General features: G+C 57.5%; 24 protein-coding genes. 14 read left to right on the top strand and 10 right to left on the bottom strand.

From position 1 onward, the window contains the following. Nucleotides 1–6: 6 nt before the first annotated feature. From ACR0LX_RS10010 to ACR0LX_RS10040, 7 genes are all read left to right on the top strand, one after another. Complete coding sequence (locus ACR0LX_RS10010; protein WP_480783591.1) at nt 7–858, top strand: PaaX family transcriptional regulator C-terminal domain-containing protein; 852 nt, start codon at nt 7–9, stop codon at nt 856–858. Nucleotides 859–1061: 203 nt separating this feature from the next. After that, nucleotides 1062–2039 (top strand): 1,2-phenylacetyl-CoA epoxidase subunit PaaA, encoded by a 978-nt coding sequence (paaA, locus tag ACR0LX_RS10015; protein WP_480783592.1) that lies wholly within the window; start codon nt 1062–1064, stop codon nt 2037–2039. Between the two features lie 21 nt (nt 2040–2060). Beyond that, entirely contained in the window at nt 2061–2345 is a 285-nt protein-coding gene (gene paaB / locus ACR0LX_RS10020) for a 1,2-phenylacetyl-CoA epoxidase subunit PaaB (RefSeq protein ID WP_480579038.1), read from the top strand. Beyond that, entirely contained in the window at nt 2345–3103 is a 759-nt protein-coding gene (gene paaC, locus ACR0LX_RS10025; RefSeq protein ID WP_480783593.1) for a 1,2-phenylacetyl-CoA epoxidase subunit PaaC, read from the top strand. The genes paaB and paaC overlap by 1 nt, the downstream gene beginning before the upstream one ends. Nucleotides 3104–3108: 5 nt before the next feature. Next, nucleotides 3109–3570, top strand: coding sequence for a 1,2-phenylacetyl-CoA epoxidase subunit PaaD (gene paaD, locus ACR0LX_RS10030; RefSeq protein ID WP_480783594.1), 462 nt, complete (start codon nt 3109–3111; stop codon nt 3568–3570). Between the two features lie 13 nt (nt 3571–3583). Next, nucleotides 3584–4657: a 2Fe-2S iron-sulfur cluster-binding protein gene (locus tag ACR0LX_RS10035; RefSeq protein ID WP_480783595.1), complete on the top strand. Its 1074-nt coding sequence runs from the start codon at nt 3584–3586 to the stop codon at nt 4655–4657. 13 nt (nt 4658–4670) lie between these two features. Next, a complete protein-coding gene (locus tag ACR0LX_RS10040) occupies nt 4671–5432 on the top strand; it encodes a Phenylacetic acid catabolic protein (protein WP_480783596.1) in 762 nt (253 codons plus the stop codon). Nucleotides 5433–5465: 33 nt separating this feature from the next. On the opposite strand, the gene ACR0LX_RS10045 is transcribed toward ACR0LX_RS10040, so the two are convergent. Genes ACR0LX_RS10045 through ACR0LX_RS10065 form a run of 5 tightly spaced genes read right to left on the bottom strand, consistent with a single transcriptional unit; the run spans nt 5466 to nt 11421 of the window. Next, the gene (locus tag ACR0LX_RS10045) at nt 5466–6977 is read right to left on the bottom strand and encodes an AMP-binding protein (RefSeq protein WP_480783597.1); all 1512 of its coding nucleotides are present in this window, start codon (nt 6975–6977) and stop codon (nt 5466–5468) included. Continuing rightward, nucleotides 6974–8395: an acylating sulfoacetaldehyde dehydrogenase gene (gene sauS, locus ACR0LX_RS10050; protein ID WP_480783598.1), complete on the bottom strand. Its 1422-nt coding sequence runs from the start codon at nt 8393–8395 to the stop codon at nt 6974–6976. The genes ACR0LX_RS10045 and sauS overlap by 4 nt, the downstream gene beginning before the upstream one ends. A gap of 58 nt (nt 8396–8453) precedes the next feature. After that, entirely contained in the window at nt 8454–9413 is a 960-nt protein-coding gene (locus ACR0LX_RS10055) for a Bug family tripartite tricarboxylate transporter substrate binding protein (RefSeq protein ID WP_480783599.1), read from the bottom strand. Nucleotides 9414–9457: 44 nt separating this feature from the next. After that, the gene (locus ACR0LX_RS10060) at nt 9458–9913 is read right to left on the bottom strand and encodes a tripartite tricarboxylate transporter TctB family protein (RefSeq protein ID WP_480783600.1); all 456 of its coding nucleotides are present in this window, start codon (nt 9911–9913) and stop codon (nt 9458–9460) included. Beyond that, on the bottom strand, nt 9910–11421 hold the full coding sequence (locus ACR0LX_RS10065; protein WP_480783601.1) for a tripartite tricarboxylate transporter permease: 1512 nt from the start codon (nt 11419–11421) through the stop codon (nt 9910–9912). Before ACR0LX_RS10065 ends, ACR0LX_RS10060 begins: the two co-directional genes overlap by 4 nt. 114 nt (nt 11422–11535) lie before the next feature. Here ACR0LX_RS10065 and ACR0LX_RS10070 point away from each other — a divergent pair, with 114 nt between their 5' ends. Then, nucleotides 11536–12561: a LacI family DNA-binding transcriptional regulator gene (locus ACR0LX_RS10070; RefSeq protein ID WP_480783602.1), complete on the top strand. Its 1026-nt coding sequence runs from the start codon at nt 11536–11538 to the stop codon at nt 12559–12561. Between the two features lie 132 nt (nt 12562–12693). On the opposite strand, the gene ACR0LX_RS10075 is transcribed toward ACR0LX_RS10070, so the two are convergent. Together ACR0LX_RS10075 and ACR0LX_RS10080 are read right to left on the bottom strand one after the other, a co-directional pair. Continuing rightward, nucleotides 12694–14001 carry a GH1 family beta-glucosidase gene (locus ACR0LX_RS10075; protein WP_480783603.1) on the bottom strand — a complete coding sequence of 436 codons (1308 nt, stop codon included), beginning with the start codon at nt 13999–14001 and terminating at the stop codon, nt 12694–12696. Between the two features lies 1 nt (nt 14002). Next, entirely contained in the window at nt 14003–15034 is a 1032-nt protein-coding gene (locus ACR0LX_RS10080; protein ID WP_480783604.1) for a LacI family DNA-binding transcriptional regulator, read from the bottom strand. 218 nt (nt 15035–15252) lie between these two features. Between ACR0LX_RS10080 and ACR0LX_RS10085 the strand changes: the two genes are divergently transcribed. From ACR0LX_RS10085 to bfr, 6 genes are all read left to right on the top strand, one after another. Next, a complete protein-coding gene (locus ACR0LX_RS10085) occupies nt 15253–16608 on the top strand; it encodes an ABC transporter substrate-binding protein (protein WP_480783605.1) in 1356 nt (451 codons plus the stop codon). 65 nt (nt 16609–16673) lie between these two features. Next, nucleotides 16674–17681, top strand: coding sequence for a carbohydrate ABC transporter permease (locus ACR0LX_RS10090; protein WP_480783606.1), 1008 nt, complete (start codon nt 16674–16676; stop codon nt 17679–17681). 12 nt (nt 17682–17693) lie between these two features. Then, a complete protein-coding gene (locus tag ACR0LX_RS10095; protein ID WP_480783607.1) occupies nt 17694–18842 on the top strand; it encodes a carbohydrate ABC transporter permease in 1149 nt (382 codons plus the stop codon). 9 nt (nt 18843–18851) lie between these two features. Next, nucleotides 18852–20507, top strand: a complete 1656-nt coding sequence (locus tag ACR0LX_RS10100; protein ID WP_480783608.1) for an alpha-glucosidase — start codon at nt 18852–18854, stop codon at nt 20505–20507. 3 nt (nt 20508–20510) lie between these two features. Beyond that, on the top strand, nt 20511–21587 hold the full coding sequence (locus ACR0LX_RS10105; RefSeq protein WP_480783609.1) for an ABC transporter ATP-binding protein: 1077 nt from the start codon (nt 20511–20513) through the stop codon (nt 21585–21587). Nucleotides 21588–21946: 359 nt separating this feature from the next. Next, nucleotides 21947–22432 carry a bacterioferritin gene (gene bfr, locus ACR0LX_RS10110; protein ID WP_480783610.1) on the top strand — a complete coding sequence of 162 codons (486 nt, stop codon included), beginning with the start codon at nt 21947–21949 and terminating at the stop codon, nt 22430–22432. 81 nt (nt 22433–22513) lie between these two features. Here bfr and ACR0LX_RS10115 read toward each other — a convergent pair whose 3' ends face one another. The 3 genes from ACR0LX_RS10115 to ACR0LX_RS10125 are packed head-to-tail and all read right to left on the bottom strand — an operon-like array spanning nt 22514 to nt 24562. After that, nucleotides 22514–23386, bottom strand: a complete 873-nt coding sequence (locus ACR0LX_RS10115; protein WP_480783611.1) for an NAD(P)-dependent oxidoreductase — start codon at nt 23384–23386, stop codon at nt 22514–22516. A gap of 11 nt (nt 23387–23397) precedes the next feature. Then, a complete protein-coding gene (locus ACR0LX_RS10120) occupies nt 23398–24363 on the bottom strand; it encodes a 2-hydroxyacid dehydrogenase (protein WP_480783612.1) in 966 nt (321 codons plus the stop codon). A gap of 4 nt (nt 24364–24367) precedes the next feature. Continuing rightward, nucleotides 24368–24562, bottom strand: coding sequence for a hypothetical protein (locus ACR0LX_RS10125; RefSeq protein WP_480783613.1), 195 nt, complete (start codon nt 24560–24562; stop codon nt 24368–24370). Between the last annotated feature and the right edge of the window lie 4 nt (nt 24563–24566).

Raw genomic sequence — 24566 nt, forward strand, 5'->3', positions numbered from 1 at the left:
GGCCGCATGGCGGTTTCGCTGCGGCCAGAGTATACTATTCGCATGAAGGATGCGGCACCCGATTGGTTTGAAACCTGTGTTGCCCAGCTGACTGGCTCGGGCACACTGCGTGTGTGGTCGGTGCTGGTGACGATCTTCGGTGATCTGGCCCAGAAAGAGAAGGATCAGATCAGCGGCGCCTTGATCTCGGAATTGACCGGACTTGCGGGCATCAAGGCCGAAGCGACGCGGGTTGCTCTGCATCGTCTGCGCAAGGAAGGCTGGATCGAAAGCACCCGGATCGGCCGGAACAGTGTACATCGCCTGACGGAGTATGGCCGCCGTCAGAGCGCGGCTGCCACGCCCCGGATTTATGGTCGCGATCTGGATGCGCCCGATACCTGGCACCTGCTGATTGCCAGCAGCACGGACACGTCCCGCAAGGAATTGTCGGTCATCATGCAGGTGGGCGATTATGTTTCTTTGAACGCGTCCACTGCCATGGCTGCGGGCCCGGCCCCAGAGGGTCTGGAAGAGTTATTTGCCGTTCAAGACAGCACGGGCACCGTTCCGAATTGGGTGCGAGACATCTGCGGGCCGGACGCTTTGAAAACCGCATATGAGCAATTCTGGGACACGGTTCAGGTCGTGGACCGTAATTTGCCCTCAGAAGGGGCGGGCGACCCGGTCAAGAAGGCGGTGTTGCGGGTTCTGATCGTTCACAATTGGCGGCGTTTGGTTCTGCGTCACCCGAACCTGCCCGACATGTTTTTGCCGACCGGTTGGAAGGGCGCTGCTTGTCGTGAGGCGGTCTTCGGGCTGCTGGAAAGACTGCCGCGCAGCACGCTTGAGACTTTGGAAGCAGAACTGGTCGCGTAGATTGCAATGATATGTTACAACTATGTCGGTCGAGCTTTGATTTGGTAACATAAGGCTTGCGTCGAATCGCGCGTGATATTAAAAACCGACCAGACGGTTTAATAATTCGCCGCTCGAACCAGCCGATTCATTTGTGACGCGGCGGGCGAGGGGATCATATGCAGTTGGGGCTTCGATCGGGACTGTAGGAAAGGAGACGGGACATGTACGCACAGATGGTGAAATCCGAGGCGTCAAATGATGACCCGGAGAAGCTTGCCGAATTCCAGGCGCGGATCGATGCCGGTATCAAGATCGAGCCCAAGGACTGGATGCCGCAGGCGTATCGCAAGACGCTGATCCGTCAGATTGGACAGCACGCCCATTCCGAGATCGTCGGTCAACTGCCCGAGGGCAATTGGATCACCCGCGCGCCGACGCTTGAACGCAAAGCGATCCTTCTTGCCAAGGTGCAGGACGAGGCCGGGCACGGGTTGTACCTGTATTGTGCGGCTGAAACTCTGGGTGTCAGCCGCGATGAATTGACTGAAATGCTGCTGGACGGGCGGATGAAATACTCATCGATCTTCAACTATCCGTCGTTGAATTGGGCTGATATCGGTGCCGTCGGTTGGCTGGTCGACGGGGCGGCGATCATGAACCAGGTTCCGCTTCAGCGTACTTCCTACGGACCCTATTCGCGCGCAATGATCCGGATTTGCAAGGAAGAGAGTTTTCACCAGCGTCAGGGTTATGATGCTATCCGCAAAATGGCTGAAGGCACGCCCGAGCAACGCAAGATGGCGCAGGATGCACTGAACCGTTTCTGGTACCCGTCGCTGATGATGTTCGGCCCGTCCGACAAGGACTCGGTCCATTCGGCGCAGTCGATGGCGTGGAAGATCAAGATCAACACCAATGACGAGCTGCGCCAGAAATTCGTCGACCAGACCGTACCGCAGGCCGAATATCTGGGACTGACCGTTCCCGATCCAGACCTAACATGGAACGAGGAACGCGGGCACTATGACTTCTCGGAACCCGACTGGACTGAATTCTTTGATGTGATCAAAGGCAACGGCCCCTGCAATGTCGACCGATTGGCGGCGCGCAACAAAGCCTGGGACGACGGAAAGTGGGTGCGTGATGGTCTGCTGGCGCATGCCCGCAAGAAACGCGACCAGAAAGTTGCGGCCGAATAAGCACCCCAAGGAGGATTACGCATGAAAAACGAATGGCCCCTTTGGGAAATCTTCATCCGTGGCCAGCATGGGATGAGTCACCGCCATGTGGGTTCATTGCATGCACCCGACGCGGAAATGGCGATCAAGAACGCGCGCGATGTCTATACGCGCCGCAACGAAGGTGTGTCGATCTGGGTGGTTGAAGCCAACAATATCTCGGCCTCATCACCAGGCGACAAAGGCCCGCTATACGAGCCCAGCGAAAGCAAGGTGTACCGCCACCCGACCTTTTTCGACATCCCCGAAGACGTAGGGGCGATGTGATGGCAAGCGCCGAGGCTTTCCAGCAATTCCTGCTACGGATGGGAGACAATACCCTGATCCTGGGGCATCGCGTCAGTGAGTGGTGCGGCCAAGCGCCCGTGCTTGAGGAAGATATAGCGCTGGCAAACACCGCGCTGGACATGATCGGGCAGACGCAGATGTGGCTGGGATTGGCGGGTGAGATCGATGGCGGAAAATCCGCCGACGATCTGGCGTTTCTGCGCGACGTTTGGGATTTTCGCAATGTTCTGCTCGTTGAAGTCCCGAATGAGGATTTTGGGCGTACGTTAATGCGTCAGTTTCTGTTCGACGCCTGGCACTCGATCATGCTGGGGCGTCTGCTGGTGTCTTCGGACGATCGCGTCGCGGCCATAGCGGCGAAAGCCAGTAAAGAGGTGGCCTATCATCTGGAACGGTCAAGCGACACGGTTGTCGGTCTGGGTGACGGAACCGAGGAAAGCCATGATCGGATGCAGGCGGCGCTGGACTATCTCTGGCCTTATGTGGGCGAGATGTTTGCCGGTGATGAGATCGACGCCGAGATGGTTGCGGCGGGCATCGCACCGAACCCTGCCGATCTTCGGGCCGAATATGACGCGCTGGTGCAGCGGGTATTGACTGATGCGACACTGACGATACCTGACAGCGATTTTGCCCACAAAGGCGGGCGTGACGGGCGGATGCACACCGAGCATCTGGGTCACTTGCTGACGCAGATGCAGTGGCTGCAACGCGCCTATCCCGGTGCCAGCTGGTAGATGACATGGAACACGCGTCGACCGACGAGATATGGGAATGGCTGGACGCAGTTCCCGACCCCGAGATCCCGGTGATTTCGGTGGTCGATCTGGGCATTGTTCGGGACGTCTGCTGGGATGCCGGAGCGCTGAAGGTGACGGTTACACCCACCTATTCCGGTTGTCCGGCGACATCTGTGATCAGCATGGATATCGAAACGGCGCTGCGCGATCACGGGATCACCGATGTGCAGATCGAGACCAGCATATCGCCTGCCTGGACTACGGATTGGCTCAGCACCAAGGGTCGAGCGCGGCTTGAAGAATACGGTATAGCACCGCCGCAACCGGCAGGTGGCCCCGAGCGTTGCCCACATTGCAGCAGCAAGGCGGTCGAGAAGGTCAGCCAGTTTGGCTCGACCCCGTGCAAGGCGCATTGGCGCTGCACCGACTGCCTGGAGCCATTCGACTATTTCAAGTGCATCTGAGGAGGAGCCCAGGATGGCACGTTTCCACGACCTGAAGGTCACAGACATCCACAAGACAATCCGGGATGCGGTGGTCGTGACGCTGGAACCTGCGGATGGCGCGGCGGATCAGTTCGAATTCACGGCTGGTCAGTACCTGACCTTTCGTCGTGACTTTGACGGCGAGGAACTGCGCCGGTCTTATTCCATTTGCGCGGGTAAGGACGACGGTATTTTGCAGGTCGGGATCAAACGTGTCGACGGTGGCGCATTTTCAAGCTGGGCAAATACGGATCTTCGGGTGGGCGAGGTCGTGCAGGCGATGCCGCCAATGGGTAGCTTTCACACACCGATCGATCCGCAGGCAGAAAAGCAATATCTGGGCTTTGCGGGAGGGTCAGGGATCACGCCGGTTCTTTCGATCCTGAAAACGACGTTGGCCCGCGAACCGCAGGCGCGCTTTACACTGGTTTATGCCAACAAAGGCATCAACACGATCATGTTCCGAGAAGAGCTCGAGGATCTCAAGAACCTTTATATGGGTCGTTTGACCGTGGTTCATATTCTCGAAACAGACGCGCAGGAAATCGACCTGTTCACCGGGCTTGTGACACAGGAAAAATGCGGCGAGCTATTTCAGCATTGGATCGACATTCAGAACGTGGACACCGCATTCATCTGCGGCCCCGAACCCATGATGCTGGGCATTGCCGCGGCCTTACGCGAACACGGGCTGGAAGACGACCAGATCAAGTTCGAACTGTTTGCCAGCGCACAACCAGGACGCGCCAAGCGCAAAACGGGTGCGGTGGATGCGGATAAGAAAGCAAACCAGACAAACGCGTCGATCACGCTGGATGGGTCCACGCAATCCGTCACCATGCCCAAGGATCAATCCATACTAGAGGCAGCGTTGGAAAACGCGATTGACGCGCCATATGCCTGCAAGGCCGGGGTTTGTTCGACCTGCCGCTGCAAGGTGCTTGAAGGCGAGGTCGAGATGCTCGCCAATCACGCACTCGAGGATTACGAGGTCGAAAAGGGCTATGTTCTCAGCTGCCAGTCCTTTCCGGTGACCGACCGCGTGGTCGTTGACTACGACCAGTAAAGGAGCAGGACCAATGACCGAAGCCATGTCAATCGACACCTATCTCGCTGCGGGCGGAGTGCTGACAAACCCAACGAATGTGCCGCCGCGCTATCGCGCCGAGTTGATGAAACTGATGGCAACGTTTGTCGATAGTGAACTGGCTGGGGCGGCCGGTTTCGCCGACGTTATTAATCAGGGGCCTGGTATCAAAGAGCGTATCGCTGCGGCCCGGATCGTTCTTGAAAAGACCGACCATGCTGATCGGGTCCTTAACCTCATGGGTGAATTCGGTGCCGATACGCAACGATATGCAAGGCATCACCCTTGGACCGCGCGCCTGGATCGCGACGCTGATATCGGTGCAACGCGCAGCGAACACGACATGCGGCTTGCGGTCTTCAACTACCCGATCGAGGGTTGGGTCGACGCAGTGGTGATGAACTTGCTGATGAGCCGCGCTGTGGCCGAGCAACTGGCAGAGTTCTCGATGGTTTCATACCAACCATTGGCCGAAGCGTTTCGAACCATCGCCCCGACCGAGGCGCATCACGGCGAATTGGCGCTGGAGGGCGCGCTCAAACTGGTCGAACGCGGTGAGGCTGCGCAGATGCAGAGGTCAGTCGACTATTGGTGGCCGCGCGTGGCCATTTCGTTTGGTGGCGACGACCCCAAACGGTTTGCGCTTTTGAACGCCTACGGCCTGCGTCACAACGAAAACAATGCGTTGCAAGAACGTTGGGCTCTGACCGCGACAGAGGCTGTTGCGGCGCTTGGCCTAGAACGACCCTCTTAGGCCTGATATCTTTCGGGCGATGCGCAAGTTTGATTACGTGGTTGAGCCGTCAGTTTGCGCTGTAACGATCTCAAGTATCCGGTTGCGTTGGATTTTTCCCGATGGCCCTTTTGGCAGTTCTGGCAAAAAATGGACACGATCGGGCGATTTGAACCGGCCGACCTGGGCCTCGCAGATCTTCGACAGGTCCATTGAGGTCACTGCAGACCCCTCGCGAATTGCAACCGCAGCTTCAACTGTTTCGCCATAACTGGCGCAAGGGCGCGCGAACGCCGCTGCTTCGACAACGTCGGGATGGGAATAAAGTGCCTCGTCAATCTCGCGGGGCGCGATGTTCTCCCCGCCTTTGATGATCAGCTCTTTCAAGCGCCCGGTGACAAAGACATATCCGTCTTCATCCATGCGGGCGAGGTCACCGGTGCGTAACCACCCATCGGTGGTAAATGTGCTCGAAGTCGCGTCGGGATCCTTGAGGTATTCCAGCATCACGTTGGGACCGCGAATGACCAATTCGCCCTCGGTCCCGCACGGCACAGGACTAAGATCGGCGTCCAGAATCCCCGCTTCGTTTCCATAGGCGATCCCGGGCGACCCGATTTTGCGAATGCCCGGAGGCAGCGGGTTCGACAGAATTTGCGCTGCGGTTTCGGTCAGGCCCATGGTTTCGATGATCGGAATTTCGAAGCGATTTTCAAAACTGCGTTGAACGTCCGGGGCAAGGGCCGAGGATGCGGACCGCCCGAAACGCACGCGTTGTCGGGTGCTGGCATCCGGGCTGGTGTCCGAGTGCAGCAGATGAGAAATGATGGTGGGCACAACCGAGAACCACGTTGCGCCAACCTTGCCGAGATTGTCCCAGAATCGGCTGGCGGAAAACTTTTCGCACATGGCCAGTGTACCACCCGAAACCAAGGTGCCGATGACCGTCACACACAGCCCGTTGATATGGTAGATCGGCAACACGCAAAACCCGCGATCAGCCTCGGTCAGCTGGTGCGCAACCGCTGTTGTCCAACCACCTGCCAGCAAACTGGCGTGGGTGTGCACAACCCCCTTCGGGCGTCCCGTTGTCCCCGAAGTGTACATCAATAGCGCATGACTGTTTGATGAGATGCCATGCAGGTTGCTGCCGGTATCCCGGGCGTTCGAGGTTTGCAGCGCAGTAATCTTTGCGGGAACCGCAGTTCGCGCGAACAGATCCATTTGATCGGAATGTACGAAGCCATAGCGCGCACCGCTGTGGTCCAGCGCATAGGAAACGGCACTGTCGCCGGCAACGAGATTGATCATCGTTGCCCGAAATCCGCCGTAGAGAACGCCGAAAAGAACCTCCAACGCTTCGCGACAATTTGGGTAGAGGATGGCGACACTTTCACCCTTTTCCACACCCAAGTCGGTCAACATGACGGCAACACGACGCGCAGTTTCACGCAGTTCGCTCCAAGTCAGGTCTGCTGCGCCGTCCGGGAAGACGAAGCCGGTGCCACCCTGAATAGCTCGGTGATCCAACCAATCGCGGATGGTGCCTTCGGGCGGGTTGGTCATTGGCCGACCTCCGACCAGTACGTGCCGAAAATCTCGTCTAGGGCGGGTTCGCGCGGCGGTGTTTCGCGCACGATCTTGGTGGTTTGGACGAAATGCCGCCAGTGCAGATTGGTATCGATCGAGTTTCCACCCCAACTGCCGCAGCCCATCGACAACGAAAAGGGCATCCCGTTGGTAAAGCTGCCGCCGGTGGCGAACGTATGCGCCTGATTGACGATCACCCGGCATGTTGGCAGTTCGCGCCCCATCTCAATTGCGCGCGCGACGTCGCCGGTATGTATTCCGACAGAATGCCCCGCCCCCTGATGCGCCAGAATGCGGGCAGCAATTTCTTTGGCAGCGTTGAAATCCGTCGCGCGATAGAGCGCCAGAACCCGGCTGAGTTTTTCGCCCGACAAAGGATGATCCACGCCGATACCATCGGTCTCAACCGCAAGAAACTGGGTTCCTTCAGGGACTTTGCCTGCCATCCCCAGGGCGTCGAGCATCTTGTCGGCGTCCTGCGCAATAACGGACCGGTTGAGGTGACCGTCTGGCCAGAGCCGTGAAATAATGCCGTTTGCTTGCGATGACGGCACGAGAACACCACCTTCGGTGGCCATTGCAGCGATGAAGGCGTCATAAACCGCGTCCACTACGACCAGCGCGTTTTCGGATGAGCAGGACGTCGCGTTGTCGAAACATTTGGACGCAGCGATCTTGGCAGCGGCATCTTGCAGATTGGCGGTTTCGTCCACAATCACTGTGACGTTGCCAGCGCCGACCGCCACTGCCGGCGTGCCACAGGACTGCGCACGCTGGACATTGTTTTGACTGCCGGTGCAGATCACCCGATCAACAGTTTCGATTAACCGTTGTGTTTTGGCCTTTGACCCGGGTGCGGGGATCATCTGTACCAGATCTCGGTCCAGCCCCAGTTTGCCAAACTCAGCGTGGATATAACCCAGAAGCATCTCGCACGAGGCCACTCCTTTGGGCGACGGTGCCACAACGATGGAATTGCCACCCTTGAGAGCATTGATGATGTTGTTCGCGGGCGTAGCGGCAGGGTTGGTCGAGGGGACGACCGCGCCTATGACGCCGATCGACCGGGCAATCTCGGTAATTCCCGTCGCCGGGTCGTCGCTGATGATGCCTTGGGTTTTAACGTCCGCAATATCCCGCAACAAGCCCAGCGTCTTGCGGTGGTTCTTTGTGATTTTGTCGGGCACGTTGCCCAGACCCGTGGTTTCGACGGCAATTTCGGCCAACGCTTGATTGCGTGTCGGTTCCATGATGGCCCAGCCCGCCGCCAGCGCCGCCTTGTCGTACAGCGCCTGGCTGGCACTTGCCTCAAATGCCGCCTGCGCCTTTCGCGCGCGCGCCACTATGCGATCTATTTCAGCAATTTCGGGGGAGATCCCGTCCTGAGCGTTCATCTTGGTCCTCGAATGGTTGGTCGGGGCGGACCCGTTCCGCCCCGCTTTGATCACCGGATCAGAGACCGGCCAGCAACTCGTTCAGCGTTTGTTGACGCTGTGCCCACATCTCGATCACTTCGTCCCGTGTCATGATGTGCATCGGCGAACCGCCTGCCTCCATCTTTTTGGCGACGCGGGAATTGGCAAACATCTCGGGCACGGTGGCCGCCAGTTTCTCGATCACCTCGGGCGGAGTTCCCTTGGGCACCATCACACCCCGGAAGTTGACCGACGAATTGTCGACCTCGAGCCCCTGTTCCATCATCGTTGGAACATCCGGCAGGAAGGCGTTGCGTTCCAGATCGGCGACGCCCAGGATTTTGACGTTACCCGCCTCTTGCGCCCGGAACGCATCGGACAGGTTGTTGATGCCGCCCATAACCTCGCCCGCGATCACCGCTTTCATCGCTGCGGCCCCGCCACCCTTTGTCGGGATATAGGCCATTTTGGTCCCAGCGGCCTTGTCGATTTGCAATGCAGCAATGTGGTGGCCCACAAACAATCCAGCACCCGAAACGGTCAGTTTGCCGGGGTTTTCCTTCGCAAAATCGACAACATCCTGCATCGAGTTGAATTCGCTGTCCGCACCGACGACGAACACAGCCGGGTCGGCCCCCCAGTTGGCGATGGGCTCAAAGCTGTCGGTCGAGTATTCGACGCCGCCCTTGATCGATTGGGCGATGAAGTGGGGAACGTTGTAGGCGGCCAAGGTATAACCGTCCGGGTCGGCCTGCGTGGCAAACCAGTTCCAGCCGACGCGACCACCTGCGCCGGGTTTGTTGATGATGGCGATGGGCATCCCCAGCGCATCCTCGTTCCCGGCGGTCATGGTGACAATCCGCGCCTGAAAGTCGGTTGCACCTCCGGCGCCATAGCTGACCATCATCATCAGTGGTCGTTCCGGATAGTCTTCGGCCATTGCCGGGCCTGACAGGCCAGCCAGAACCAATGCGGCCCCTGCGATCAGTTGTTTCATTTTGCGTTTCCTCCCTGATTTGGTTCACCCGCAAATTGGTGCGGTCAGAACAGAATTTCCTTTGGTGTGTAGACGTTCAGAAGCATGGCAAAGAGCCCGTACATCACCGCGACAAACACGCCCGTGATGATCCCTCGCCGGACCCAGCTTTTGGCTTCGGCATGAGGCGCGGGATCGTAGATCGACAGCAAGACAAAAAAGGCGATGGTCGTAGCGGTGTAGAACCCAAGCGTTTTTGCCGCCCAGAACACATAGATCAGTGTGATGATCAGGCCGGGCAGCATGTTGATGAACATTGTCCGCGTCACGCCGTTTCCAACCTTGGACAAGCCCAGCAAAGCTTTGCCAAATGTCCACCCGGCAAGGACCAAGAAAACAGAAGCGATAAGGCGCGGGAACAGAAAGGCTTCGGCCGGTTGCTGGGTATAGCTGACCCATGCGACCCACAGCCCAACGGCAAAGACCAGACCCGAGCCGAATATATGCTGAGAGCGGTTCATGCCTGTGCCTCCTCTTTGGTGGTGTAGCGACGGCTGCGCAATTCCATCCAGACCGAGTAGGCGATCGAAGCCAGCACAACTGCGATCAGCAACAGGTTAAGCCCGCCGGTCAGGAAATACGAAGCCTTGCCCACGGTGGCATCAGCGATCATTCCACCCTGGATGAAGTTGGCCTCGGCGATGGGCCCAAGGATCAGCCCCAGCACCAGTGGAGCGGCAGAAAACCCGAAACGTTCCAGAAAGAACATGCCGATGCCCAGGCAGGCCATGACATAGACGTCGCCCATCGAACCCTGCACCGAATAGGCCCCAAAGACCGACAGCGCCAGCACGATGGCCGCCATGACAGATTGCGGCACCTGCGCCACGCGAGCTGCCAGCCCCGCGACATAAAGACCAAAGATACACATCAGGACCTGCCCGATCAGCATTGAGTTGATGAATGTCCAGGCGACATCGGGGTGATTGTCGAACAGGTCCGAGCCTGGGAAAATCCCGTGGATCAGCAAACCACCCAGAAGAACGGCGGCGGTGGGGCTGCCGGGGATGGACAGCGTCAGCAAAGGTACCAGAGACGGGCCGACCATGGCATTGTTGGCGGATTCCGCAGCGATCACTCCTTCGGAATGACCAGTTCCGAACTTGTCTTTTTCAGCCGAGAATTTTTTGGTCTGATCATAGGCGACAAGACCCGCGATTTGCCCGCCGACACCCGGGATCAGGCCTATGATCGAACCTGTCATCGTGCCGATACTCAGTGCGCGAGTACGGCTGAAAAGCTCTCGGAATGCATCGATGATCGAGTGTCGCTGCACTTCGATAACCTCTGCCCCAGCGTTGTAGCGCCCTTTGGCGAACATCGTCAGCACTTGGGGGATCGCGAACAGGCCGATCAGCGCGGCGATGATGTTGATGCCTCCGCCCAATGCCGGGTGAAAGATGAAACGCTGCGCGCCCATGATGTCGTCAAAGCCGATAGTGGCTAGCCACAAGCCGATACAGCCTGACAGTAGCCCCTTTACCACCGAGGCAGAATCCAGCGTCCCGATCACCGTCACGCCCAGAATGGCCAGCCAGAACAGATGGGACGGCCCAAACGCCAACGCCCATTTGGCCAGAACGGGGGTAAGAAAGATCAGAAGCAAAACCCCGAATATTCCGCCCACCGCCGAGGCCAGAAACGAAAGTTGCAGGGCGCGCGCACCTTGGCCTTGTTTGGCCATCGTGTGTCCGTCCAGCGTTGTGGCGATATTGGCAGGTGCGCCGGGGATCTTGAGGAGAATTGCGCTGACCGCCCCTCCGGCCACGGTCGAGGTATAGGCCGCGCCCAACAGGATCAGACCCTGCGCCGCCTCAAGCTGGAAGGTGAACGGGATCAGCAGCGCGACAGCCATGGTCGGCGATAACCCGGGCGTGGCACCCAGGATCAGGCCCCCGATCGTGCCGCCGAGCAGCAGCATGAATGACAACGGGGTAAACACGTCTCCGAAGTAATAAATGAATTCCATTCAGGGCCTCCCAACCCGTCGGTTCATGTTTCTTACTTTTGTTGACAAATCAGGTTAGGCGATGAAAATAGTATTGCAAATGTTTTCATAAATTCGACCAGTTGGGAGAATATTATGTCAAGTTTTCAAAAGGGTAAGGTGGATATTGTGGCGGTCGCAAAGGCCGCAAAAGTGTCACCATCCACAGTGTCGCGCACCTTTAATCACCCGGATCTGGTGAACCCAGCGACTCGCAAAAAGATCAATCGAGCGGTTCAGAGACTGGGGTATATCCGCAACCGGGCCGCGCAGACGATGCATGGCAAACGATCCGGGACCATCGGCCTTGTGGTGCCCACGATCAACCATGCCATTTTCGCCGAGGTTATTCAGGCATTCTCGGATTCGATCGACAAGGCCGGGTTCAGCCTGTTGCTGGCGTCGCACGGATACGATCTTGACCGGGAATACGCCATGGTCCGCAAACTGCTCGAGCATCGCGTGGATGGCGTTGCGCTTGTCGGTTTGGAACACGCCGAGGCAACTGCCCGCCTGATCGACCAGCAGAAAATTCCGGGGTTGGCGATATGGAACTACTCCGAAGATTCAGACCTGCCATGCGTCGGGGCGGACAACTTGCTGGCCGGGCGACTTGCAACCGAGCATCTGCTGGCCTTGGGGCACCGGGACATTGGGCTGATTTTTCCCAAAACCAATGGCAATGATCGAGCGCAGCACCGGTTCACAGCCGTACATGATACGCTCGCGGAAAGGGATATTTGCCTTCCGGACAAGCGAGTTTCCGAAGCGCCCTACAGTGTCTCGCAGGCAAAGCAGGCTGCCATTTCCCTTTTGACGGATCATCCGCGTCCAACGGCTTTATTGTGCGGAAACGACGTTATTGCACAGGGTGCCTTGTTTGCCGCGCAGAATCTGGGCCTGACCGTTCCCGATGACCTGTCGATCATCGGCATCGGCGATTTCAAAGGGTCGTCTGACGTCGAGCCGGGCCTAACGACCATTCGTATTCCGGCAGAAACCATTGGAACGCTGGCGGGGGAAAAGTTCACCGACTATATAACCAGGGATGCTCCCGAACACTTCAGGATTTGCTGCGCATTGGACTGCGTTGTTCGTGGCACAACAAGTCCGCCAAGATAGGTGACAGCAGATAAATTGGATCCTGGTCTCGGAATACGACGAGACCCCGAATATCAGTCTGGCGAACCTATAGCAGGTACCGTGTGCAACTTGACGTTCGCAATCGCGATCGCGCAGGAGCGTTCGTCACCTTCAAGCCGACAGCGCCTCTTTCAACGCGTGGTACGAGGCTTTGGGCGTTCGTTCCAGCGTGCCAAAATCCACATCCACCAGCCCAAAGCGTTTCTCATAACCAAAGGCCCATTCGTAATTGTCCAGTAATGACCAGACAAAATACCCCTTGACGGGCACGCCCTCGGCTAACGCAACCTGTACGGCTGACAGGTGGCGATCCAAATAGTCGATCCGGTCATCATCCTGTTGGCGCGCGGGGCTGGCCATGCCGTTTTCCGTGACGTAGATCGGCAGTTCCCCGGTGTAGTCTTTGGCTGTACGGATCAGAAAACGGGACAAAGCCTCCGGTTCGATTTCCCATCCCATCTGCGTCTTGGGCAGAGGCCCCGGGACATCGCGCAGGCCCGGCCAGAGCGTGTCGGAAGGCGCGATCAGCTTGCGCGTATAGTAATTCAGTCCGCACCAATCGACCGGCGCTCCGATCACATCGAAATCGTCCTGCCAGCCCGTCGGCAAATGCGGGGCCAGCCCTTCGAGCACGTTTTCAGGGTAGGATTTGTCGAATACACCGCCCAGAAAAAACCGGTTGTAAATCCCGTCATAGAGTGCAGCCGCCTTTTGTGCCTCGGGGCTGTCATCCGCAGGTTCCGCCCATTCCAGATTGAACACCGCCCCCAGATTGGACATCCCCAATCCGCGCATCACTTCGGTTGCACGACCATGGGCCAGCAGGACGTGATGCATCGCACGGGCCGTCGCGCGAATGTCGCGCAGGCCCGGCGCGTGGTGGCCCTCGAAATGGCTCAGCCAGCTGACGCACCAGGGTTCATTGATGGTGGCGACATTGAACATGCGATCGCCGATACGACGCATGAGGATTTCGGCAAAATCGCCAAACCAGCCTGCGATATCTCGGTTGCGCCACCCGCCCAGATCAGCAAGGGGCGAGGGCAGTTCCCAATGGTATAGCGTTGCGCATGGGCGAATGTCGCGTTCCAGCAAGGCGTCGGTCAACCGGTCGTAGAAATCCAGACCTTCCTGATTGACGGGTCCACGTCCTTCTGGCAGCACGCGCGCCCAGCTGGTTGAAAAGCGATAGGCGTCAAAACCAGCGGCTTTGACCAGATCCAGATCCTGCTCAAACCGGTTGTAGTGGTCGCATGCCAGCGCGCCGTCTTCGGCATTGGCAACGTTTCCCGGCGTGGCTGCGAAGTCGTCCCAGTGGGTAAGGCCCGCGCCACCCTGCGCGTGTCCTTCGATCTGATAGGCTGAAGTTGCGACGCCAAACAGAAAGTCGGGCGGAAAGTCGCTGCGGTTGTATTTCATTTCAATTCCTTTGCGGAGCCGGACCCGTCGAGTTTCCAACCACCAGTTCTGCTTCAAGCAGGCAGGTCTTTGGGGGATCATTCGGCGCATTGATGCGCTCGATCAGCATTTCAGCGGCCTTTTCTCCGGCGTGGCGGACAGACGAACGAGTGGCAGTGAAGATCGGTACATCCTGGCCGTTGCGCATGTATGACAATTCATCGTCATGAACGATGACCGAAATGTCGCGACCCATTTTCAACCCGTTTTCTTCCAATGCGCGACGGATGCCGATGGCCGGGATGATCGATGAAACCAGAAAGGCGGTCGGAGGATTGTCCTGCTTGAGCATGTCACAAGTCGTCAGATACCCGTAGATTTCCGTCATCTCGGCGCTGCGCAACAGGGCCGGATCAAGCGCGATCCCCGCCTTTTGCAAGGCCGCTTCATAGCCATTGCGACGGCGCTGCGCAAAGTCCATCACTTCCAGCCCGTTGATCAATGCGATGCGGCGATGGCCCAGATCGATCAGAAATCGAGTTGCACGCTCGAACGAGCGCAGATTGTTCACGTCGATCCAGTCATAGGGCATGTCCACGCCGGTCGAACGGCCATGAACGATAAACGGCACGTTCATTTCCGAAAGGACGGAGATGCGTGATTCATTCACCTTGGGGCCTTGCAAGACGACCCCATCTACGGCACCGCGTGTGAACAGGCTGCGATAGGACTCTTCGATCGAGGTGTCGGCCGCATGGGTGAACATCATGTCATAGTCGTTTTCGGCATAAGTCCGGGCTGCGCCGGCGACAAAATCTCCGAAAATCGGGTTCACCATCTCGTGCCGGGACGATGTTGGGATCACATGCCCGATCACCATCGAGCGGCCCGTCGCCAACCCCTTGGCGCGGATGTTGGGGCGGTATCCATGTTTTTCAGCCGCAGCCTGAACCCGAATGCGCGTGCCCTCGTTGACCTCGGGATACCCGTTCAGCGCACGGCTGACCGTGGTTTGAGACAAACCGAGGATTTCAGAGAGCTGTTTGAGGTTCATGGTCTCCAAAGCGCCTTCAAATAGATGCTCTTTTTGTTTTGTTTCGAATTTCCTCTTACGTCAACCTGTTTCAGGATTCAGGAATTCGCGGCAAGTAAATAAGAGAATTCGAATCCGATTGTTGACAGGAATCGAATGTTAGCGGATAAAGTCGATCATTCAAAGCGCTTTGGAAAACGAATCTCAGGAGGCGCAGGGAAATTTTGGGAGGAGAACTCATGAAACACTCGCTTTATGCAGGCGCGGCGACGATCGCCCTGCTGGCTGGGTCAGTTCAGGCAGAAGATCTGGTTTTTGCGCCTGGTGAAGGGCCGTTCAACTGGGACAGCTATAACGCCTGGGCCGAGAATGCTCCTGATCTGAGCGGTCAGACCGTCACGATCTTCGGTCCGTGGCTTACACCCGAGGACGGCTATTTCAACAATATGATTGCCTATTTTGAGAAGGCGACTGGCGCAGATGTGATCTACACCGGCTCTGACAGCTTTGAGCAGCAGATCGTCATTGATGCCGAAGCGGGGTCGGCCCCCAACATCGCGGTATTCCCGCAGCCCGGTTTGGCGTCGATCATGGCTTCGAAAGGGCAGTTGACACCTCTGGGCGAAGATATGGCCAGCTGGGTCGGCGATAACTATGCAGCCGGTAATTCATGGGTTGATCTTGGCACGTACAAAGATGCCGATGGCAATGATCAGATGTACGGCTTCTTCTACAACGTGAATGTCAAATCTCTGGTCTGGTACAACCCGGAAAACTTCGAGGACGCCGGTTACGAAGTTCCGACCACGATGGAAGAACTGAAAGCGTTGACCGAACAGATTGTCGCCGATGGTGAGACACCTTGGTGCATCGGTCTGGGTTCTGGTGCCGCGACCGGTTGGCCTGCGACCGACTGGGTCGAAGACATGATGCTGCGGACACAGCCCCCCGAAGTCTACGACCAGTGGGTGACCAACGAGATTTCCTTTGATGATCCTCGCGTGATCGCCGCGATCGAAGAATTCGGCTGGTTCGCACGTGACGATGCCAAAGTCTCGGGTGGAGCCGACGCAGTCGCCTCGACCGACTTCCGCGATAGCCCCAAGGGCATGTTCTCATCGCCGCCACAGTGCTACATGCACCGTCAGGCGTCTTTCGTGCCAGCCTTCTTCCCCGAAGATGTCGAGTTCGGCCTGGATGCAGATTTCTTCTACATGCCGTCTTTCGCAGACAAGGATCTGGGCAACCCGGTTCTGGGGGGCGGTACCCTGATGGCGGTCAGCAATCCTTCGGATGCGACCAGCGCATTCATGGAGTTCCTAAAGCAGCCGATCGCGCATGAGGTGATGATGGCTCAAACCGGGTTCCTGACCCCGCACAAGGGCGTGAATACAGATGCCTACAAGGACGATACGCTGCGCGGTCTGGGTGATATCCTGCTGGGCGCGACGACCTTCCGCTTTGACGGCTCTGACCTGATGCCGGGCGCCGTCGGCGCGGGCACCTTCTGGACCGGCATGGTTGACTATACGGGCGGTAAGTCCGCCGAAGAAGTTACCGGCGAAATCCAGTCGTCTTGGGACGCCCTCAAGTAGATCGCTGAACCTTCGGGCAACCTGTTCATTGGGTTGCCCGGACCCGAAGCTAGGGAGAGGACACCATGAACCCGGCAATTCAGGGCCTGCTGACAATCGCCATAGGCGTGTCGGGATGCGTGGGCTATTTCTACCTGTCCAATCAGCTCTTGGACAAAGTTTTGTTCCCGCCGCGTGGACCCAATGCAGGGCGCAATATCAACCGCGCGAACATGATCCGGCCCTGGCTTTTCCTGTTTCCTGCGATCCTCGCGCTTGGTGTCTATCTTGCCTATCCCGTTGTTGAGACGTTGCGCTTGTCGCTGACCGATCGCGTGCCCGGTGGCGGATATGAATGGGCGGGTTTCGACAACTATGCCCAGATGTTGGCCGAGCCGAAATTCTGGGAGGCGATGCGCAACAATATGCTGTGGCTGATTGTTGTACCGGCCATGTCAACCGCATTTGGCCTGCTTGTGGCGCAGCTGACGGATCGTATCAGCTGGGGCAACGTCGCCAAATCGCTGATCTTTATGCCGATGGCGATTTCTTTTGTCGGCGCCTCGGTGATCTGGAAACTGGTCTACGACGCGCGCCCAATTGATCAGGATCAGATCGGCATTCTGAATGCGATCTACATCTTCTTTGGCGGAACCGAAGCGCACACTTGGTTGACGCTGCCGTTCTGGAACAATTTCTTCCTGATGATCGTGTTGGTCTGGATTCAAACCGGCTTTGCCATGGTCATCCTGTCCGCTGCGCTACGCGGGATCCCGGAAGAGACCATCGAGGCCGCCATTTTGGATGGGGCGAACCCTTTTCAGATTTTCTTCAAGATCAAGGTGCCACAGATCAAAACAACCATCATGGTCGTCTGGACCACAATCACGATCGTGGTCCTCAAGGTCTTTGACATCGTTTTTGCGATGACCAACGGCCAGTGGGAGACGCAGGTTCTGGCCAATTACATGTATGACAAGATGTTCCGCGCCAATGACTGGGGCGTCGGATCGGCCTCGGCGATGGTGATCATGTTGCTGGTAACGCCGATCCTGATCTGGAACGTGCGCAATGCGCGCAAAGAAATGCAGTAGGAGGTTGGGGATATGAGCGATATTGCAGGAACCCGACCGGCCCTCAGATGGGTGGTCCATGCCTCAGTCGTGCTGCTGGTGGTGCTTTGGGTGTTTCCGACACTCGGCCTGTTGATCTCGTCCTTCAGGACGGGTGATCAGATTGCCAGCAGCGGCTGGTGGCGCGCCTTGTTTCCGTCCGAACAGAATCTGACCCTTCGCGCGGCCGGGCCCGAGGCCCAGGAGCTGCAAGGTGACATGTACGTAGTCGAGGGCAATATCTTTGAAGGTGAGCGGGCGTCGGATATCACCAGATGGGGGGTTAATTCCCGTGCGATCGATGCCTTCGCACCCGGCGATACTGCCGAGTTGCGCCGGGGTGGAACGATCACCGTTCAGGCCAATGGTGACTATCGCATGGAGAACACCGAAGAATTCTCGGGCAAGCGTGGTCCCCGCGTTTTTGTGACAACCACATTGCCGCCTGAATTCACGACCGAGAACTATGCTCATGTTCTGTTCAACGCAAATAGCTCTGACAGCATGGGCAAGGCCTTTTTCAATACGCTGACGGTGACCATCCCGGCGACGATCATTCCCATACTGGTTGCGGCCTTTGCGGCCTATGCGCTGGCATGGATGGATTTTCCGGGCCGGGCGCTGCTGATTGCCGCCGTGGTGGGCCTGTTGGTGGTGCCGCTGCAACTGGCGCTGATCCCGCTGTTGAAGTTCCATTTGAATATCGGGATCGGTAAAGGGTATCTGGGTGTCTGGCTGGCCCATACCGGCTTTGGGATGCCCTTGGCGATTTATTTGCTGCGCAACTATATGGCCGGGCTGCCCCGCGATCTGATCGAAAACGCACGTGTTGACGGCGCGACCGAGTTCCAGATCTTCACCAAACTCATCCTACCGCTGAGCTTTCCGGCATTGGCATCTTTTGCGATCTTCCAATTCCTGTGGACGTGGAACGATCTGCTGGTTGCCAAAGTGTTCCTGATCGATGCAACGGGCCAGACCACGGTCATGACCAACCGCATCGTGGAACTGCTGGGCACGCGTGGCGGCAATTGGGAAATTCTGGCGACGGCGGCATTCGTGTCGATTGCTGTGCCGCTGATCGTCTTCTTTGCAATGCAGAAATACCTCGTCCGCGGCCTTTTGGCCGGGTCGGTGAAATAGAGGCGTGTGATGAACGTGCAGAACAATGTAAACCTTGAAAACTCGACCAAAGCCTCCGCCGATTGGTGGCGGGGTGGTGTGATCTATCAGATCTATCCGCGCAGTTTTCAGGACAGTACCGGCGATGGGATCGGTGATCTGAAAGGCATCACGCAGCGCCTTGGCTATATCGCCTCGTTGGGCGTCGATGCGATCTGGATTTCGCCATTCTTCAAATCCCCGATGAAGGATTTTGGCTACGATGTCAGCGATTACCGCGATGTCGATCCGATGTTCGGCACCATGGAGGACTTTAAGGCGCTTTTGGATCAAGCGCATGGCCACGGTCTGAAGGTCATGATTGACCTGGTGCTGTCGCACACATCCGACCAGCACCCATGGTTCGTCGAAAGCCGCGCCAATCGCGAGAACCCCAAATCCGACTGGTATGTCTGGGCCGACCCGAAGCCGGACGGCACGCCGCCGAACAACTGGTTGTCGATCTTTGGGGGCTCGGCCTGGCAATGGGATGCGCGACGCCTGCAATATTACTTGCACAACTTCCTGACCTCGCAGCCCGATCTGAATTTCCATTGCAAGGATGTTCAGGATGCGCTGCTTGATGTAGCACGATTCTGGTTGGACATGGGTGTCGACGGATTCCGTCTGGACACGATCAACTTCTATTTCCACGACGCTCAGCTGCGCGACAATCCCGGCCTGCCGATGGATCAGCGCAATGCCTCGATCGCGCCGATGGTGAACCCTTACAATCATCAGGATCATCTGTTCTCAAAAAGCCAACCCGAGAATATCGCGTTCCTCGAACGGCTGCGCGCACTGACCGACGAGTACGAAGGCCGCGCCTGTTTGGGAGAGGTCGGCGACGCGCAGCGTGGGCTTGAGATCATGGGTGAGTACACGACCGGCGATAAGCGGATGCATATGTGCTATGCGTTCGAATTTCTTGAAAAACGAGCGCTTACCGCAGCCTATGCCAAGCAGGTGTTCGACCAACTTGAGGACAAGGCCGGCGATGCCTGGCCTTGCTGGGCCTTCTCGAACCATGACGTGCAGCGCCATGCCTCGCGCTGGGGGCTCGACGATGCGGCAATCCGGCAACACGCCGTTCTGATGATGTGTTTGCGTGGGTCGGCTTGCCTGTATCAGGGCGAGGAATTGGGTCTGCCCGAAGCAGATGTGGCATACGAGGATCTGCAAGACCCCTATGGCATCGAGTTCTGGCCCGAGTTCAAAGGCCGTGATGGGTGCCGCACCCCCATGGTCTGGACTGCGCAGGACGAACATTCAGGCTTTAGCAGTGGCACCCCCTGGTTGCCGGTCAGTTCGGTACAGGCTGAAAACGCCGTAGACCGCTCAGAGCAGGATCCGCAATCGATGCTGCACCACTACCGCCGCGCGATCGCCCTTCGTCACGCGCATCCCGCGCTGATGGCCGGAGCGCAGATTGAAATGGACCAGAACGGCTCGGTGCTGACGTTTCTTCGCGAGGACGCAACCGAACAGGTGTTCTGTGCCTTCAACCTGGGTGCAGACCCGGCGCAGCTCACCTTGCCCCAAGGAAACTGGCGTGTGATCGGTGAGGACCTGGGCGGCGTGGATGGGACCGAAACGGCGGTACTCAATGCCAACCAATTCTGTCTGATGACCAGAGAAAAGAGGTAAGCCATGTCGGAACTCAAGCTTACGGATGTGGCCAAGACCTATGGTCCGGTCGACGTTCTGAAACACATCGACCTTGAGATCGAAACCGGCGAACTGATCGTGTTCGTCGGACCCTCGGGCTGTGGCAAGTCCACCTTGCTGCGCATGATTGCCGGGTTGGAAAAGATCTCGGGCGGAACGCTGGAGATCGAAGGGCAGGTCATGAACGATGTTCCGCCCGCGCAGCGCGGTATCGCAATGGTGTTCCAATCCTATGCGCTTTACCCGCATATGACTGTGCGTGAGAACATGGCGTTCGCGCTGAAAATTGCAAAGATGCCGTCTTCCGAGGTCAATGCCGCGGTCGAACGCGCTGCCAAAATTCTGCAATTGGAACCCCTGCTTGACCGGTTGCCCAAGGCTTTGTCGGGCGGGCAACGTCAACGTGTCGCCATCGGGCGGGCCATCGTGCGCGACCCAAAGGTCTACCTGTTCGACGAACCGCTTTCAAACCTCGACGCGGCGCTGCGCGTCGCCACCCGAATCGAGATCGCGCGTCTGAAGGAAGCGATGCCCGACAGCACGATGATCTACGTCACCCACGATCAGGTCGAGGCAATGACGCTGGCCAGCCGCATCGTTGTTCTGGCCAACAAGGGGATTGCGCAGGTCGGCACCCCGCTTGAGCTCTATGAAACACCGGATAACGAGTTTGTCGCACAGTTCATCGGTTCACCTTCGATGAACCTGCTGCCCGGCGTAATCTCGGCGACCGGAGAGCAGACCGCAATAACGTTGGACGCGGGCGGTACCGCCGTCTCTTCTATCGCGACAAACCCTGACCAAATGGGCCTACAGGTCAACATCGGCGTACGACCCGAGGATTTTGTTGCTGACGCGGCGGGGTTCCTTGAGGGGGAAGTTGATTTCATCGAAGCATTGGGCGAGGTTACCTTGCTGTACTTGGCCAACCGTCCCGGTGCCGAAGACGTTGTCACCAAGTTCCCTGGGATCGAAAAGAACCTGCGTGGGCAAACAGTCAAACTGAGCGCTGACCCTGCCAAAGTTCATCTGTTTCACAACGGGCAATCGTTGCGGTAGCGCCTGGGTTCGGCCTTGCCCAGCACGATGTAGGCACGTTGTTTAAAGAGACGGTAGCGTGGTGTTGCGGAGAGAGCCGTTCGCTGATCCGGGTTTATTCGGATATGCACAGGCACATACCTGAAGGGCGCGTTGTGCCCGGGGCGGCATGCTGAGATATCTGGCTGGTTCTCGATCTAGCTGATTTCGGGAACCGAAGGTCTGTTGGAACTAAACAAACCAGAATCGTCAGATAGTCATCTAACACGCTGGAAAAATACACTTTTCCGCAATTTTGGCCGAAGCTATCTTTAGTGGTAGCATCGTTGCCAAAGACCTTCTTTCCAAGTCGTTTACATTGAAAGCCAGGGAGATTTGAAATGAAAGGTGACGAAAAGGTAATCGAATATCTGAACAAGGCACTTCGGCACGAATTGACGGCCGTGAGCCAGTATTGGCTGCACTACAGGCTTCAGGACGATTGGGGGCTTGGCAGTATGGCCAAGAAGAGTCGCGAAGAGTCAATTGAGGAAATGGAGCATGCCGACAAGCTGATTGAGCGGATTATTTTCCTTGAGGGCCATCCGAACCTGCAAAAGCTTGATCCGCTCAGGATCGGACAAAACCCGCGTGAGACGCTTGAATGTGATCTTGCTGCGGAGCGCAGCGCCCGGGCGTTGTACAAAGAGGCGCGCGATGTATGCAAGGACGCTGGCGACTATGTTTCGATGGGCTTGTTCGAGGACCTGATGTCAGATGAAGAAGGCCATATCGATTTCCTCGAGACGCAACTCGACTTGTATGATCGGGTTGGACCGGAACTGTTCGCACAGCTGAACGCAACCAAAATGGAAGACGCCGACTGAGACATTCTGAATTGTGACTTTCGCAACGCGTCGAGGCGTGACCTCAGCGGACGACGACGTAAGCCGACCTTATGCGCTCGCTTAGTCGAGCGCGCGCAACCTTTTGAACAACGACGACGTATCCCACCGACCGCCGCCAAGTTTCTGCACGTCTTTGTAGAATTGGTCCACCAGCGCAGTAACCGGTAAGCTTGCGCCGGTCTCGTTCGCGGTATCCAGACAAATGTCAAGATCCTTGCGCATCCAGTCCACAGCAAAGCCGTGATCAAAATGATCGTCCAGCATGGTTTCATAGCGGTTGGCCATCTGCCAGCTGCCTGCCGCACCCTGGCTGATGACTTCGACAACGGACCGGCCGTCCAGCCCTGCTTTCTCGGCGAAATGCAACGCTTCGCTCAGGCCTTGTACCAGACCGGCGATGGCAATCTGATTGCTCATCTTGGTCAGCTGGCCAGCACCACTTTCGCCTAGTCTGCGGCAGATTTTGGCGTAGACCTGCATAATTGGTTCGGCGGCATCATATGCCGATTGGTCGCCCCCGCACATGATGGACAGGGCGGCATTCTCGGCCCCCGCCTGTCCGCCCGAGATCGGCGCGTCGACATAGGCAAGCCCGTGGTCCTTCGCAGCAGCGAACAACTCGCGTGTGACTTTGGCGGAGACAGTCGTGTGATCGACCAGAGTTGCGCCGGATGACATTCCGGCGAAAGCACCATCTTCACCCAGACAAACACTGCGCAGGTCGTCGTCGTTTCCGACGCAAGTCATCACAAACTCAGCGTTTTCTGCCGCTTTTCGAGGGGTCTTTCCCACGTTGCCGCCGTAGGTGTCGACCCAGGCTTCAGCTTTAGCGGATGTGCGATTGTAAACCGTTACGTCGTGGCCAGCGTTCTTGAGATGACCGGCCATCGGATAGCCCATGACGCCAAGTCCGAGGAATGCAAGTTTTGCCATTTTTATGCCCTCTAGTTCAAAAGGTCCTGCGGAGTCCTGCCCGCAAAGAACGCATCCAGATTGTCCAGAGCGCGAAAGCCCATGGCATCTCGGGTTCTGGTCGTGGCGCTGCCGATATGCGGCAGCATGAAGATATTCTGATGGCGTGCAAAATCCGGATTGCCGCCGGGTTCGGTTTTGAAGCAATCAAGACCTGCAGCCGCTAGTTTTCCGGTTTCGACGGCATGCAACAGCGCATCTTCGTCCACAAGCGCACCGCGCGCTGAATTGACGACAACAGCCGCATCCGGCAGCGCCGCAATTCGGTCGGTATTCATCAGATCCATTGTTTCCGGGGTCGCCGGACAATGAAGCGACAGGAAATCAGCGACCGGTAAAAGGCTTTCGATGCTTTCATGGTAAGTCGCGCCTTGTTCAAGGTTGGGGGACAGGCGCGAACGGTTGTAGTAGTGGATTTCCATGTCAAATCCACGCGCTTTCGCGGCAAAGGCGCGACCGACGCGACCCATTCCAACGATCCCAAGACGCGCGCCGGTCACCTGCTTTCCGACCATAAACGATGGGCTCCAACTGTCCCAAGTGCCGGTGCGCATTAGCTGATCGCCTCGGACGGCGTGCCGTGCTGCCCCCAACATCAATAGCATCGCCAATTCGGCAGTCGCGTCAGAAAGAACATCGGGTGTGTTCGTGACCGCAATCCCTTTGTTGGCCAGCGCGGCAAGATCACAGTGATCGACGCCGACCGAGTGGTTCGCAACGATTTTCAGGCGCGGGTTCAGACGAGAGACCACATCTGCCGAGAAATGCTCGGAGTGGCAGGGCATTATGGCGTCCACCCGCGCACTCATGTCGATAATCTCGTCCGCCGTGCCGGGTGTGTCGGCTTCGTTCAGGATCACCTCGTAGTCGCGGCGGGCGCGTTCGATGGTGGCGTCAGAGACCCGCCGCGGCAGCCACAGGACTGGTTTTGCGGTCATCGGATCAGTCCTTTTTGATGGTGTCTTCCCAGAAATTGTAAAGCGCAAGCGCGATGACGAAGAACGCAATGCACATGAAGGGGAAACCGCCCCAGAAGCCTGCGAAACCGGTCGAAATACTGTGCGACAGACCCAGAACAAAAACCATCATCAAGCCTGTGCCGATCAAACCCATGAGAATGTTTGTAAGGCGTGACATATGT

It is taken from the genome of Ruegeria sp. CH11 (genome assembly GCF_056537105.1).